12 protein-coding genes are annotated in these 14032 nt (G+C 59.9%); 7 read left to right on the forward strand and 5 right to left on the reverse strand.

Annotated elements, in window-relative coordinates:
* Positions 1 to 190: 190 nt before the first annotated feature.
* A complete protein-coding gene (locus tag BGE01nite_RS22715; RefSeq protein WP_146854010.1) occupies positions 191 to 3418 on the forward strand; it encodes an FtsX-like permease family protein in 3228 nt (1075 codons plus the stop codon).
* 23 nt (positions 3419 to 3441) lie between these two features.
* Here BGE01nite_RS22715 and BGE01nite_RS22720 read toward each other — a convergent pair whose 3' ends face one another.
* Entirely contained in the window at positions 3442 to 3948 is a 507-nt protein-coding gene (locus BGE01nite_RS22720) for a DUF7919 family protein (protein ID WP_484479028.1), read from the reverse strand.
* Positions 3949 to 4129: 181 nt separating this feature from the next.
* Between BGE01nite_RS22720 and BGE01nite_RS22725 the strand changes: the two genes are divergently transcribed.
* The 6 genes from BGE01nite_RS22725 to BGE01nite_RS22750 all read left to right on the forward strand — a co-directional run bounded on the left by BGE01nite_RS22725 (position 4130) and on the right by BGE01nite_RS22750 (position 8409).
* Positions 4130 to 4939 carry a ThuA domain-containing protein gene (locus BGE01nite_RS22725; protein WP_146854014.1) on the forward strand — a complete coding sequence of 270 codons (810 nt, stop codon included), beginning with the start codon at positions 4130 to 4132 and terminating at the stop codon, positions 4937 to 4939.
* Positions 4940 to 5071: 132 nt separating this feature from the next.
* Entirely contained in the window at positions 5072 to 5455 is a 384-nt protein-coding gene (locus tag BGE01nite_RS22730) for a hypothetical protein (RefSeq protein WP_146854016.1), read from the forward strand.
* The gene (locus BGE01nite_RS22735; RefSeq protein ID WP_146854018.1) at positions 5452 to 5826 is read left to right on the forward strand and encodes a CoA-binding protein; all 375 of its coding nucleotides are present in this window, start codon (positions 5452 to 5454) and stop codon (positions 5824 to 5826) included. The genes BGE01nite_RS22730 and BGE01nite_RS22735 overlap by 4 nt, the downstream gene beginning before the upstream one ends.
* 91 nt (positions 5827 to 5917) lie before the next feature.
* Positions 5918 to 6325 (forward strand): BlaI/MecI/CopY family transcriptional regulator, encoded by a 408-nt coding sequence (locus BGE01nite_RS22740; protein WP_146854020.1) that lies wholly within the window; start codon positions 5918 to 5920, stop codon positions 6323 to 6325.
* The gene (locus BGE01nite_RS22745) at positions 6322 to 7140 is read left to right on the forward strand and encodes a M56 family metallopeptidase (protein ID WP_146854022.1); all 819 of its coding nucleotides are present in this window, start codon (positions 6322 to 6324) and stop codon (positions 7138 to 7140) included. The genes BGE01nite_RS22740 and BGE01nite_RS22745 overlap by 4 nt, the downstream gene beginning before the upstream one ends.
* 36 nt (positions 7141 to 7176) lie before the next feature.
* Positions 7177 to 8409, forward strand: coding sequence for a hypothetical protein (locus BGE01nite_RS22750; protein ID WP_146854024.1), 1233 nt, complete (start codon positions 7177 to 7179; stop codon positions 8407 to 8409).
* Between the two features lie 8 nt (positions 8410 to 8417).
* Here the strand turns inward: BGE01nite_RS22750 and BGE01nite_RS22755 are convergent, their stop codons facing one another.
* The 4 genes from BGE01nite_RS22755 to BGE01nite_RS22770 all read right to left on the reverse strand — a co-directional run bounded on the left by BGE01nite_RS22755 (position 8418) and on the right by BGE01nite_RS22770 (position 13779).
* A complete protein-coding gene (locus BGE01nite_RS22755) occupies positions 8418 to 9197 on the reverse strand; it encodes a transporter substrate-binding domain-containing protein (RefSeq protein WP_246145784.1) in 780 nt (259 codons plus the stop codon).
* A gap of 37 nt (positions 9198 to 9234) precedes the next feature.
* On the reverse strand, positions 9235 to 10119 hold the full coding sequence (locus BGE01nite_RS22760; RefSeq protein WP_146854028.1) for a tetratricopeptide repeat protein: 885 nt from the start codon (positions 10117 to 10119) through the stop codon (positions 9235 to 9237).
* A 92-nt stretch (positions 10120 to 10211) separates the two neighbouring features.
* A complete protein-coding gene (recO, locus tag BGE01nite_RS22765; RefSeq protein WP_170266989.1) occupies positions 10212 to 10811 on the reverse strand; it encodes a DNA repair protein RecO in 600 nt (199 codons plus the stop codon).
* A 31-nt stretch (positions 10812 to 10842) separates the two neighbouring features.
* The gene (locus BGE01nite_RS22770; protein WP_146854032.1) at positions 10843 to 13779 is read right to left on the reverse strand and encodes a DUF7133 domain-containing protein; all 2937 of its coding nucleotides are present in this window, start codon (positions 13777 to 13779) and stop codon (positions 10843 to 10845) included.
* Positions 13780 to 14032: the final 253 nt, after the last annotated feature.

Here is a 14032-nt window from a genome sequence, read left to right on the forward strand (position 1 = left end):
GAACGACGGCCCTATTCATTCTACCGCATCACCCCCGTCCGGATTTCCGTGTCTTCCACGTGTTCCGTAGGCCCTCAAAGAACCTCTCTGGAATCTTGTTCATCCTGCCATCCTGTTAATCCTGTAAAAAACAGCCCTCGCACCTCCCAACTTCCATGTGCGATGCCTGCTGAACGTGCGTATTGGCTGCATGACCTTGTCCCGATTCGTCCTTTCCTCCGCGCGGCACTACTGGCGCGGACACCTGGGTTTGCTGCTCGGCGCCTTCCTGGCCTCGGCGATTCTCAGCGGCTCTTTGCTGGTCGGTGACTCAGTTCGCGCCAGTCTTCGTCGTGTGGCGGAACTGCGTCTCGGCAAGGTGCAGTCCGGCCTGCTCGGTGGTGACCGTTGGTTCACAGCCGATCTCGCGAAGAAGGCTGGCTCTGAGCCAGTCATCATCGCTGTCGGCTCCACCGCCAATGCGAATGGCAAGGTGCGTGTGAATGGAACGCAGGTTCTGGGTGTGGATGCAGGCTTTTGGAAGCTGAGCACCAGTGGCACACCCCGCACCTTTGGCCGTGGTGAAGTACTCGTGAATGAGCCGCTGGCTCGCAAGCTCAGCATCAAGGGTGGTGACACCGTCATCGTCCGTCTTGAGCGCCCCAGCGCCATTTCGCGTGACGCACCGCTCTCCGGCAGCACGAACCAGGATGTCTCTCTGCGCCGCCAAGTGGCCGGCATTGTGAGTCCAGAAGACTTCGGCGCCTTCCAGCTCATTGCCTCCCAGATCACGCCTGACACAGTGTTTGTTGGGTTGGAGGACCTGCAGAATCAAATTGAAATGGATGGAAAGGTGAACGCGGCACTCAGTTCACAGTTCTCAGTTCCCGGTTCTCAGTTGGAGCAGGGCAAGACACTCGATGACCTTGGCTTGAAGCTCACGCGCGTCGCGGGTTCACAGAAGGAATGGGAAGTCAGCACCAGCCGCGTCTTCATGGATCACAGTCTCGCCTCGAAGCTGCTGAAGCGTGAGGGCAGTTATGGTGTGCTCACCTATCTGGTAAACGGGCTGAAGTCCGCGAAAGGTGGCACACCTTATTCCATGATTACTGCGGTGGATCGCATCGGCGGCTCAGCAGAATCAGGGATTACTATTTCTCAATGGCTCGCGGAGGATCAGAGCCTTGCGATCGGAGATGAGGTGGAGGTTTTCTACTTCGTGGTCGGACTTGGCCGTGAACTGAAGCAGGAGAGCGCGAAGTTTAAAGTGCGCGGCATTCTGCCGATGACCGATCCCGAAGTCACACGCGCCTGGACTCCTGAGTTTCCGGGCGTGTCAGATGTGGACAACTGCCGCGACTGGGAACCCGGCATCCCGATGGACATGAAGGCCATCCGCGACAAAGACGAAAAGTATTGGGACGATTACAAAGCCACGCCCAAAGGTTTCATCTCTCTCGCCGAAGGGCAGAAGCTTTGGGCGAATCGTTTCGGCAATCTCACCGGCATCCGCTTTGCCGATACCGGCCAGGATGAGGCCGCATTGAAGAGCGAACTGCTCGCCACGCTTCAGCTCGCCGACATCGGCCTCACACCTCGCGACTTCAAGAAGGACGCAGATGCCGCCGCAAAAGGCAGCGTGGACTTCGGTGGGCTCTTCATCGGCCTGAGCATGTTCCTCATCGCCGCGGCATTGGTCTTCGCGGCACTGCTCTTCCTCTTCACGCTGGAGCGTCGCGCCTCGCAGGTTGGCTTGCTGCTCGCGCTCGGCTGGACGACCAAGCAAGTGCGCAGGGCCCTGCTAGGCGAAGCAGGTGTCATCGCCATCATTGGAAGCATTGTTGGTTTGGCCGGTGGCGTGTTTTACACCAAGGCTGCGCTTGCTGGATTGAGCGGAGCCTGGTCCGGAGCCTCGCAGGGACTGCCGTTGATCTACTCCGCCAGCATCGGCACTCAGATTGGAGCAGCCGTGGGTTCGATCTTGATCGTGCTTCTTACCTTGTGGTGGGCCAGCCGGAAGATGTTCCGCGCGCAGACCCGAGACTTGCTCACGGGTGAAACGGATCGCGCTTTGACAAGCGCGCCCACGGTTGGCAAGCGGAGGACAATCATCTCTGTGTCACTGGTGGTGCTGGCGATTGGCCTCGTCTTCGGCGCAAAGTCAGCGAAGGCACCCGAAGCCGTGGCAGGTATGTTCTTTGGCAGCGGCATGATGCTCATGATCGCGGGTCTGAGACTCGCAGGCGACTGGATGCGCCGTGATCGTGGCGCCTTGGCTCAAACACTGACGCAGATCGGCAGGCGCAACATCTCACGCCGTCCTTCGCGCAGCCTCGCCGTGATCGGCATGATGGCCGGTGGCATCTTCCTCGTCACCGCCGTGAATGCCTTCCGCATGAGCGCGGGAGATGTGACGAAGCGCGACTCCGGAACCGGAGGCTTTGCACTTATCGGCGAATCATCCCTGCCCATCTATGAGGACCTCAACACCAAGGCTGGCATCGAAGCCTTCGGCCTGGATGAGGAGCTCATGAAGGGAGTGAAGATCGTGCCCTTCCGTGTGCGTGAAGGCGATGACGCGAGCTGCCTAAACCTCAACCGCGCGCAGAAGCCCGTGCTGGTGGGCGTGAACCCTGCGCTTTTGGACAGCCGCTTCCGCTTTGCCGGAGGCGAGGGTTGGAACGCTCTGTCTCCAACAGAGCACAATGAACCGGGAACCCGGAACCCCCAGGCCATCGCCGATCAGGCCACCGCCATGTGGGGTCTCGGCAAAGGTGTGGGCGGAACGGTGGACTATCAGAACGCTGCCGGTGAAACCTTTGGCATGCAGATCAGCGGCCTCGTCGGCGGCTCCGTGCTGCAGGGAAAGATGATCACCAGTGAAGCAGCCTTCTTGAAAGCTTATCCCGATGCCTCAGGCTATCGCTTCTTCCTCATCGATGCCCCGGCGGACAAGGTGAACGAGGTCAGCGCGCATCTCACGCGCCAGCTCGAGCAGCGCGGCCTCGCTCTCGAACCTGCGAAGCAACGCCTCGAGGCCTTCCTTGCCGTGCAAAACACCTACATCGGCATCTTCACCATCCTCGGTGGTCTCGGCGTGCTGCTCGGCACCGCCGGTCTCGGCGTGCTTGTGGCACGTCATGTCCTGGAACGACGCGGCGAGCTGGGCCTCATGCAGGCCCTCGGCTTCATGCCTGCGGCTTTGCGCAAACTGGTGTTAGGCGAGCATGTGTTCCTGCTCATCGCCGGCCTGCTTCTCGGCGTCGTCTGCGCCCTTATCGCCGTCTGGCCCAGCGTGTCTCAGGGCGGCGGCGATCTGCCTGTCTGCTTCCTCGGCGCGCTTCTCGGCGGTGTCCTCATCTTCGGCCTTCTCACCTGCTGGCTCGCCGTCACCGGTGCCGTGCGTGGAAGACTGCTAGAAGCGATCCGGCGGGAATAGAGCCAGTGTGGAATGCCGGCCGCTTACGTGTTTGGATTGGCCTGCTTGATTGGAGTTCCAGGAGGAGGCTCATCGAAACTCTTCAGCCATTTTCTCCCGCCTGAGGAAAGCAGCAATTTTAGATAGGCCGCGCTTCTTTGAGGCGGGCAGGCTTCCACTGCGGCGATGTATTCTGGCGGGGGCTGATACCAGTGTGCGCCGATGTAGTGCAGGATGTTCATCGGCGAGACGTAGATCCGATCACCGGCCGGAATGAACAACTCCGAGTTGGATGAGGAGCCACACTCATGATCTCCATGCCGGGCACTCGATCTGCCAAACTGGCAGAGGTCGCAGTCGTGAAATCCCGCGCAGGCGTAAGGCGGCCTCCACGCGGATCTGGCATGAGAAGACAGAGTATCAAAGAAGCTCTTGGACACCGATCCTTTCGGATAGTCCATATTCACGCTCAACCAGCCTATGGCGATCAAGGACGACCCTTCAGAGAAAGGGACTGCCAGAGAGGAATCTCCATCGTTCAAGCCAGGCATAGATTAGGTGACATCAGGTCCGGAGCCAGTATGTGCGGGGAGATAACAGTCGGCCAGATGAAACACGACTCACTGAAGCTCGAAGCTCGTTTCCTGCGATTTTCCCGAAGTCGTGCAACTGCCCTGAAGAATGGCTCGCCAAGGGGCGTTCCTTCGTCTCCTAATCCCCTCTTGCCCAACCATGAAACGCCTCCTGCTTCCCTTTTCCCTTCTTGCCGTCCTGGTCACCTGGACGGTGATCGCCGCTGACCCTGCCAAGCCTGCGCCGCTGAAGGTGCTCATGGTCACGGGCGGCTGCTGCCATGACTACGAGAACCAGAAGATGATCCTGGCCGAGGGCCTCAGCGCCCGCGCAAACGTGGAGTTCACCGTCGTCCACGAGGAAGGCCCCGAGGGCAAGAAGGACAAGACCCACCGCATCAGCATCTATGAAAAGGACGACTGGGCCAAGGGCTACGACCTCGTCCTGCATAACGAATGTTTCGGCGGCATCGAGGACGTCGCTTTCGTGGAGCGCATCGCCAAGGCGCATCGTGACGGCGTGCCTGCCGTGATGCTGCACTGCTCCACGCACAGCTACCGTGCCGCGAAGACCGATGAATGGCGCAAGTGCATCGGCCAGACCTCCATGAGCCATGAGAAAAACCGCGATCTGCTGGTGAAAAACGTGGCCCCTGAGCATCCCGTGATGAAAGGCTTCCCAGCTGAGTGGCTGGATGCGAAGGACGAGCTCTACAAGAATGAAAAGCTCTGGGAAAACTTCGTCCCGCTGGCCAAGGCCTACGGTGAAGAAACCAAGAAGGACCACTTCCTCATCTGGGTGAACACCTACGGCAACGCCAAGGTCTTCGGCACCACCATGGGCCACAACAACAGCACCATGGAAGACCCCGTTTTCCTGGATCTCGTCGCCCGCGGTCTCCTCTGGGCCACTGGCAAGCTGGGTGAGGATGGCAAGCCCGCGGCTGGCTACGGCCCCGTGCAGAAGTAAGTCTCCTTCATCCATCCACTTCATGGAGAGCACCCGGAGTCATCCGGGTGCTTTTTTATACCCCCGCGGAAAGCCTCATAGTTTTACCCGTCACGCCATTGCATGTGCGCGGTGCTTGGTATCATGCACCTCATGCTGAACTTCGAATCCCGGGAAAGCCCCCTGGCGCCGAACCATGTGTTTGCCTGGCGTTTTTTGAAATTCTTGTTAGGCGCGCTGGCGCTCGGCGGCTTTGCCCTGGGCATCGGGGTGCTCGGTTATCATTACATCGCCGCGTTCTCCTGGGTGGACTCGCTTTTGAATGCCTCCATGATCCTCGGCGGCATGGGTCCCATGGGCGAGCTGCCATGTGATGAGGCCAAGATCTTCGCCAGCGCGTATGCTCTGTTCAGCGGGCTGATCTTCATCACCGTGACCGGCATTGTGCTCACTCCCCTGGCGCACCGTGTGCTGCATCACTTCCACCTCGATGACGACGACGAGCCCGAAAACAACAACGACAAACCTTCCTCATGAGCTCTTCCTCCGAACGCGTGGTCATCGTCGGTGCCAGTGACAAGCCTGATCGCTATGCTCACAAAGCCCAACTGCTGCTGAGCCAGCATGGCCATGAAGTAGTGCCCGTGCATCCGAGGTTGGAAAGCATCGAAGGCGTGCCCGTGGTAGCGGATCTCACGCAGATCACGGGCACCGTGGACACGGTGACCATGTATGTCGGACCGGCGATCTCCCAGGGCCTCGGAGACAAGCTCGTCACCGTGAAGCCGAAGCGCGTCATTTTCAATCCAGGCTCAGAGAATGCCGAACTCGAGGACAAGCTCTCCCAAGCAGGTATTGAGGTCGAAGAGGCCTGCACGCTCGTGTTGCTACGCACCGGGCAGTTTTGACACTCGGAGCCACCAGTAGGCCTCACCAAATACGACAAGTGTCGTATTTCATACTGGACAAATCCGACATTTGTCGTCAATCTGATGAAATATGGCCCGAAAATCACTGCCGCCCCTTTCCGCCGCCGAGCAGGCGCTGATGGACATTCTTTGGAAAAAGCACCCTGCCTCTGTGCTTGAGCTTCTGGAAGGTGTGAACCAGGGGCGACCTGAGCCGGTGACACGAAACACGCTGCAGACCCAGCTCACCCGGCTGGAAACCAAGGGCTGGATCAAGCGCGATGACTCCAGCCGCACTCATGCTTACACGCCGGCCGTGCAGGAGCAGCCTGGCCGCAACAGCGTGCTGAAGGAGCTGAAGCAGCGCTTCTTTGGCGGCAGCAGCCTGGCCCTGGTGCGCTGCCTGGTGGAGAGCGGCGAGATCAGCGAAAGCGAGCTCGCGGAACTGCGCAAGCTGGTGAAGGGCGGCAAACCCGGCGGGAAAGGAGGCGAGTCGTGAATGCGGACTCTGTCTTTCTCATCAACTTTGCCCTTCATAGTCTCATTCTTGGTTCGGCAGGATGGGGTGTGACTTTGCTGCTTCGTGATCCCCTCTGCCGGAGCGCTGCAGCCGGGATCGCGCTGGCTTTCTGTGTGATCGGGCCTTCCGTGATCTCCGAGTGGTCGTACCCTTACATGGGCAAGGCACCTCTGCTCACCGCCGTGCGTGAGACACTGGAGACGGACTGGCGCATCGTGGTGCCTGCGGTTGAGAGCACGACCGCAGCAAAGCCAGTCACCGCCAGTCCCGTATCATCACCTATGCCGAAGCCCGCTTGGAGCATCGATGACCTAGTGCATGCCCTGCGCTACCTCTTCTGGATCGGATTGATCACCCTGCTGCTGCGCCATTTTTGGCGGACGGCACGGGTGCTGCGCTGGAGCCTGACCTTGCGTCGACCTAACGAAATGGAAGTCTCGTCTCTGCCATCCGGCATGGATGCAAGCCGCTTGCGGGTCTTTGAACGTGAAGGATCGCCCTGTGCGGTGGGCTGGCTGAGGCCGGTCATTGCCGTGCCCGCTTCCGCATTTCAAACACTGACATCCACGGAATGGCGATGGATGATGGGCCATGAGCAGGAGCATCTGCGCATGGGAGACACCCTTCACTCCTGGATTCAGGAGTGCCTGCGCGCCTTTCTCTGGTGGAACCCTTTTGCCCATCTGCTGATGGAATGCCACGCGCGTGCTCGTGAGGAGGTCTGTGATGCCGCCGCCCTGCGCCACAGCGAAAGCCGCGATCACCGCGCGTATGCAGACTTCCTGCTCATGTGAGCCCAGCCTCGTCTCCATGCAGGCTGCGTCACACCTATGGCCCATTCCCTTCCTGCTCGTCGGTTGAAAGCACGCATCGTCGCGCTCATGCAAGCACGCGGCGTGCGGCAGAGACTGGGCGCTGCCTTCTGCCTGTGCTGTGCCGTGCTGGCTCTGCTGCTGCCCATGATCGCCGCCTCTTTTGGCATTGCGAGAGCCTCGGCAGCAGATGTGCCTGCCGCTGTGCCAGCCAGGACCGCCACCACCAAAAAACACGCATCGATCCTTCTGACCCAAAAAGTCATTCGAGCGAACGTGTTTCTTCACAGTGACCGCAGGATTCTCCAGCCTCATGAGGTCACCACCTTCCTCGGTGATTTTTCGCGCATGAAGGAGGCCGAGCTTCTCGGAGCCCCGAATCTGACAACCTCGCTGAAACAACGAGAAGTCATGGGCCTGCATGAGCTGAAACCCGGATCACAGGAGGAGCTGGCCGGTGTGCGCACCAGCATCGTGGCTTCAGATGTGAACCAAGGCAGGGTCGTCATCGAGACCACGGTCGAGCTGGGCATTGAAGAAGGGCCTCTGAAGGCAGGTCCGCCAACGCTGGGTGAGATTCACTGGGACCGCGTGAAACGGTATGAGGTGAGCGCCATGGCGGAACTGGCCACGAACGAAGGTCTCATCATCCACCTGAAGACTGCGGAAAAGCCTGTCACGATCCTGCTCGTGGCACGGGCGATTGAATCCAACTCATTGGCGGGGGTCAATCAGTTCAGCGAATATGAAAAATCAGCCACCGGGAACCAGGTGCGCCTGAGTTTGTACGGCTCCCTGATCTTCAGCCGTGAGGAGATCCAGAAGCAGCTGGAGGAGACCCAGGCGGCAAGCGCCAGGATCAAGGCCGCGAAAGACCCCAAGGCCATTCGAGAGATGCTGGACTACTTCCAATCTCGCAGGGTGAGCTACTCACAGCCTCCGCCGCAGATCGTCACCATCGGTGACTCGGCGGTGTTCCAGACAAAGCTTGGCGAATGGCGGCTCACGCCGACCCTGCGGAAGGGTGACGATACCCTTTTGATCCGTGTGGAGCCGCTGAATGAAATCCCGCCTGCAGGCCAGGTGCGGTTTTCGACCCTGGGCAGTAAAACCGAGTTTTTGACAGGGCCGGACATGAACCAGGAAATGGCGGGGAAAAGCATGCTCACCCTGTATCCCGAAAAGCCTTCCGAAGGTTTCGGGGAACGTGTCTCTGTCAGAGCCGAGCGTGTGATGAAAATGACCGAGTAAGAGGCCCCTCAATCAAACACGAAGGGAATGTTCTGCGCCTTCATCATGTCCCTTTCCTTGGCGAGGTACTTGTCCGCGAGCTTCGCAAAGGCGCCGTCCTTCTTCATCTGGGCGATGGTTTCATTCACCTTCGCCTTCAGATCATCACGACCTTTCTTGAGGCCCACGGCCCACACTTCCTCACGCAGCGGCGCCAGCAACGCGCGGGTTTGCTGCGGATGCTGCGCGTGGTAGTTCATCACGCTGACCTGATCATACACCCAGGCATCCACGGTGCCGTTCACCACCTCCAGCACACAGGCGGCATCGGTGTCCAGAGCCACGAGCTTGGCATCCTTCAGATACTCACGGCACCACTGCTCACCGGTGGTGGCGATGCGCACGGCCAGCTTTCGCCCCGGTGCCTTCAGATCTTCCGCAGACTGCACGGTGGAGTTCTTCGCCACCAGGATGGAGAGACCCGTCTTCACATAAGGGTCGGAGAAATCGATCGACTGGCGGCGCTGCTCACTCGCCGTGACGGAGGAGATGATGAGATCGATCTGACCCGTCTGCAGTGCGGGGATGAGGCCGTCAAAGTTCATGTTCCGGTACTCCACCGGCTTGCCCAGCTTCTTGGCGATCTCATCGCCAATGGCCACACTCACGCCGCTGAACTTGCCCTGCTCATCCATGAACTCAAACGGCGGATACGTGGCATCCGTGCCGATCACGAGGACATCACGCTTGGCGCAGCCGATGAAAAGCAGCGGCGCGAGGAGGCAGAGCAGGCGGCGGGAGAGTATCATGGCAGCAGTGTGATACGGCGCTGCCAAAAAGGAAGTCTCAAGCAAGTGTAGAGAGCACTTTCTGCATGCGCTTCTGAAAGGCCTCGGCACGGCGCTCCTGGTGCAGCGCCTCCAGCAGGGAGATGTAGTCTCCGCCCACCGCCTCATAACTCGAGGCCTTCTCCTTCACATTCTCTTCGAGGATGCGCAGCGCACGCTCGAAATCCAGCAGCGCGCTCATGTTGTCCCCCACCTCATGGCGTGCGGTGGCGATGTTGCTCAGGGACTGGGCTACATCCGTGTGATCCGGCCCCAGGATCTTCTCGCGAATGATCAGGCCTTCCTTGAACATCTTCAGTGCCTCATCCGCAAAACCCGCCGTGTAGTACAGACTGCCGATGTTGTTGTAAACAGATGCCACCGCCTCAGATTCGCGGCCCATGCGCAGCTCGATGGTCTCCAGCGATCTCAGATAATGCTGCTCGGCGAGGGCGAACTTGCCCAGGCCCTTGTAGATCATGGCCAGATTGTTCCGCAGCTGCGCGGCCGTGACATCGTCCGGAGGCGTCAGCGCCTCAAAATCCGCTGCTGCCTGCTCATAGACCGGCGCGGCATCCGCCTCGCGTTGGTTGAAGTCCAGCAGCGTGGCCAGCTGCATGCGCAGCCGTGCCCGCTCACCCAGCAGATCAGGGCGGTCTCCGGCCAGTTCCAATCCCTCACGATAGCTCGCCTCCGCGCCGACGATCTGCTCCATCTCCCGCTGCACATCTCCCAGCGTGTGGAGCGCCTGGCAGATCCGGGTGTTTCGCTCATCGCCTTCCGCACCTTCATTCCGCGCCTCCACCAGGGCTGCGGTGGCCGCCTTGAGGGCTTCGTCATGCCTGCCCTCGGCGAGCAGACTCAGCACTGGCTGGGTGGGGATGGGGTTGGCGGTATCGGACACGGGGGGCTAAAAGGGTTGAGACTCTCTAGTCCACCATCGCGGCGGCTCCCGCCCGCCAGCAAGTGAAAAACATGTCTCTCCTGTGGCGGTGATCACTCCTCGGAAGGTCCGGTTTCTGGACCCGCAGGACGGCTCTGCCCCTTCCGGCTGGAGATCCAGTCCAGCACCTGCCGCCTCTGCACCGGCAGACGCTTGTGAAAATTGTCCTCGATCGCGTGGGCCGAGGCACCACGAGCGGCCCCACCCTCCCCCACCAGGCCGAGATCCTCCGCCAGCCGCAGTTCAAAGCGCTCAATCAAGGCCGCGCTCGGATCATGGTCGCAGAGATAGTCCAGCGCCTTCACCAGCAGCGCATGGATCTCCGGCAGCGGCGCATGCGGCTCTGCCACCAGCTCCACCAGCTTTACGAGATACGTCGCCGCCAGCACGCGGCCATAGCTCTGGCGCAGACCGAGGCGCGGATTCGTCCAGTGCGCATCAGAAAGCGTGTGCAGATCACCCACCTTCGCGTGTGTGTAGCTGATCTCCGCGGAGACAAACAGGTCCAGCAGGCCCGAGAACGGTGACTTTGGCCGCAGCGCACCTTTGGCGATGGTTTTGAAAAGCCCCTGCTCCGCGCTGCACCAGGAGACGATCAGCGTCGTCTCCGAGTAGCGGATGCGGTTGATGAGGATGGCTTCCGTCTTTTCCACATGCACTGAGTGTGCCTGACGTGCGCCCACCTCAAGGCTGGAAGTTCGCTTTCGCGGGATCGCCACCTGTCTCGATGAAGGCCAGCAGATCCAGGATCTGCTCCGCCTTCAGCGCATTCAGCAGGCCTGGAGGCATCGGCGAAGTTTCCGAGATCACCCGCGTGCGGATTGAGCTCTTGCCGATCTCCACCGTCTCGGGTGAGAGCGGATTCGGCTTCAAGGTCACGCGCTCATCGTCCTCGCTCTCCAGACTTCCAGACACCGTTTTGCCATCCGCCTGCGTGATGGTGATGAAGCGAAACTTTTCATCCACCACCTTTGAAGGATTCAAGATGTGATCCAGCAGATCACGCCTTCCAAAGCGCGCGGACACCTGCACCAGCTCAGGCCCAAACAAGCCCGCAGGCAGCGTGCGATCCGTGCTCATCGTGTGGCAAAACACACACTGCGCGGCGATGGCCGCAGCCTTGCCCTTTTCAAACGAGCGCCCCTTCGCCACCTCCGGCAGCCGCTTCTCCAGATCCTCGATCTTCCACACTCGGAAAGTATGTCCCGGCATCGCATGCGGTGAAAGCGCCGCTGGCTTCGGCGGATGCACCACGGATGCCAGCTCCTTCATTTCCTCCGCTGAAAGCGCCGCCGCGAGTTCGCCACGCGTGTCCTGGATGGCCTTGAAGTAAGTGCTGGCTCCATTCAGCTTCTCCGCGCGATTCAGTGCTTCGAAGACAATGCGCTTGGACTCCATGGTCCAACCATCTTTGACATAACGAAGATGCAAAGGGTAGAAGAGCAGATCTTCACTGGAGGTCGCAGCTTTGAGCCAGGCCAGCGACTTCGCCACGACTTGTTTGGACCCAAGACGGACAAGAAGGCGGCAGAGCTCTCGATTCGTCCGACGCGCCTCGCTGAAGTTGAATCCCGTGTCGCCGTACATCTTCTCAGCCCAGTTGATGAGCACGTCCCTCAGATCGGGTGGGATGTCCGTCTTGAGTCTTGCTAGTGCCACCCCCGTGACCCGTGCATACCCAAGCCGCTCCGGAGGGTGGGCCGTGATGAACGAAAACTGAGTGGCGAGCCTCTGGAGAATGAGCAGGCGGTCGCTGTCATCGCCTGCTCGCGCCAAGGCGAGAAGGGTTGGTATGGCGATGAACTTATTGGGCTCCGCCAGAGCGCGTGATCTCCATTCAGCCAGCGGCAGCTTCTCCAGAGCCAGCCGGCCTTCGTGCAAAAGGTGTCTGTCGTGGTGAGCGGCCTGCAAAAACTGCCAGATCCGCTCGACGGATGGTTTGCCTCTAAGTTCCTGCACCATGCGCCACGGTGTGTATCCGGCCATGACTTTATCTCGAGCATCGAAGGGCTCTTCTGGACCGCCCTCCCACGTCACCCGATACAACCCACTCTGAGTCCCCCGCCCACCCGTGGTGAACCACAAGGCGCCATCTGGGCCCACGCAAGCATCCGTGACATTCAGCGGACGTCCGGAGACAAAGGTCTCTTGCGTGCCCGCATAGCTCGCGCCCTTGGCCTGCATCTGCACGGCGATGATGCGACCATAACTCCAGTCGAGGATGAAGAGCGCATTCTCATACTTTGATGGGAACTTGGCTCCGTAGCCGAAGCAGATACCGGTGGGTGAGGAGAGGCCGATGTCTACCACGCTCGGCAGTGTGTCCGCATACCAGGAGGGGAAGCGTCCCGTGCCGCGTCGCCAGCCGAAATCCGCTCCCGGCACCACATGCAACACACGCGTGGGCATGTACCACGAAGTGCCCACATCACGCTCCATGTCCGCATCGAAAGTGAAGAGCTCGCCCTCGCGATTGAAGGCGATATCGAGCGGATTGCGAAGACCTCCGGCGAAGAGCTCGATGCGGCCATCCTTCGGATCATAGGCGAGGATATGCCCCGCAGGCAGCTCCACCGTTCCGTCAAACATGCTGCCATCCCAGGGATTCGGCAGCACTTGATCATTCGCATAATTTTTCAGCGGTGAATCCGGCGCGATGCCGCTCGGTAGCAGCACGTTGTTCCCATGCGCGATCCAGATGCGGCCATCAGGGCCTAACTTGATATGATTTCGTCCGTGGCCGACTCCGCCTTCGGTGTGCATGAGCTCTTCCTTCTGCTCGCACATGCCGTCGCCATCCACATCGCGCAGGCGGTAGAGGCCCTTGCTGTTGTTCGCATTCGCATAGAGCACACCATGCGCATAGACCAGGCCACGGCACTCCAGCAGAGAGTCTTCAATGACCTGCGTGCTACCTGACTTCGGATCAAAGCGCAGCAGCCCTTTCTTCTCCTTGGAAAGCGTGATGCGGCCTTGCGGATCAAAAGCCATCGCCACCCACGAATCTTCGCCCGGTTGAGCAGAACGCACGAGCTCCGCTTTGAAACCCGGAAGCAAAGTAAAATCCTTCGGATCGGTGGCCTGGCTCTGCGCTCCCGGCTTGGCGAGCTGCCAGGAGTTGTAGGCATCAAAGGTCTTCTTCAGATCAAAGGGGTTCGTGGCCGGATCGGGGTCAGCATCCACCGCCCCCATCGCCAGCACCTTGCCACCTGCGGAGGTCCACGTATTCGCATCACTCGGGATCCAGCGCACCTGCGCGAGATCCCCATTGAGTTCGAGGAGGGCAGCCACCTTCGGAGCCGTCGTGCGCAGACGCAGTGTGTTTTTCCCATTCACCAATGAAGAAGTGAGATCGAGGCTCGTCGCCGGGCTGTCCTTGGTGGTGGAGGCGCGGCGGACTGGCTTGTCGTTTACGAGCACCTCCGTGTCAGCATCCGCCGCCACGAGCAGGATGGCCTTCAGCAGATTGCCGGTGTGATCAAACTCCGTGCTCACCTCCATCTTGCCATTCGAAGCCGCCGTTTCCAAGCCGAGCCATTGGGGTGCTGGCGGTTGGTTGGCAAGCTGGGCACGCGCTTCCGCCGTCACCAACAGCAGCAGGATCAAGAGGAGCCGTTTCATGAGGAACTAGATCACACATGATCGAGCATTCCTTTCATAAGAGAAAGGATTCCCAAGACGCTGAAGTCGCGGAGCGTCCCGGAGTGCGGTGGCAGAGAGGTAAGGGGCAATCCTTGCCTCGTCGACACCGCTAGCGTGCGCACAACACGCATTCATTCGGCATAACCACCTATGCGCTCACAGCGGTGTCGCTCTTGAGCTCTTCCCCTGAGCTTTATAGCAAATCACAGAAAGGATTTCCCGATGGAGCAGA

It is taken from the genome of Prosthecobacter gellanilyticus (genome assembly GCF_007992435.1).
Classification (GTDB): Bacteria; Verrucomicrobiota; Verrucomicrobiia; order Verrucomicrobiales; family Verrucomicrobiaceae; genus Prosthecobacter; species Prosthecobacter gellanilyticus.

Bases quoted from the DNA above. Each gene is read 5' to 3' on its own strand.
- BGE01nite_RS22715 (WP_146854010.1), top strand. From the start codon at position 191: ATGACCTTGTCCCGATTCGTCCTTTCCTCCGCGCGGCACTACTGGCGC.
- BGE01nite_RS22735 (WP_146854018.1), top strand. From the start codon at position 5,452: ATGAGCTCTTCCTCCGAACGCGTGGTCATCGTCGGTGCCAGTGACAAG.
- BGE01nite_RS22755 (WP_246145784.1), bottom strand. From the start codon at position 9,197: ATGATACTCTCCCGCCGCCTGCTCTGCCTCCTCGCGCCGCTGCTTTTC.
- BGE01nite_RS22720 (WP_484479028.1), bottom strand. From the start codon at position 3,948: ATGCCTGGCTTGAACGATGGAGATTCCTCTCTGGCAGTCCCTTTCTCT.
- BGE01nite_RS22770 (WP_146854032.1), bottom strand. From the start codon at position 13,779: ATGAAACGGCTCCTCTTGATCCTGCTGCTGTTGGTGACGGCGGAAGCG.
- BGE01nite_RS22730 (WP_146854016.1), top strand. From the start codon at position 5,072: ATGCTGAACTTCGAATCCCGGGAAAGCCCCCTGGCGCCGAACCATGTG.
- BGE01nite_RS22750 (WP_146854024.1), top strand. From the start codon at position 7,177: ATGGCCCATTCCCTTCCTGCTCGTCGGTTGAAAGCACGCATCGTCGCG.
- BGE01nite_RS22740 (WP_146854020.1), top strand. From the start codon at position 5,918: ATGGCCCGAAAATCACTGCCGCCCCTTTCCGCCGCCGAGCAGGCGCTG.
- BGE01nite_RS22725 (WP_146854014.1), top strand. From the start codon at position 4,130: ATGAAACGCCTCCTGCTTCCCTTTTCCCTTCTTGCCGTCCTGGTCACC.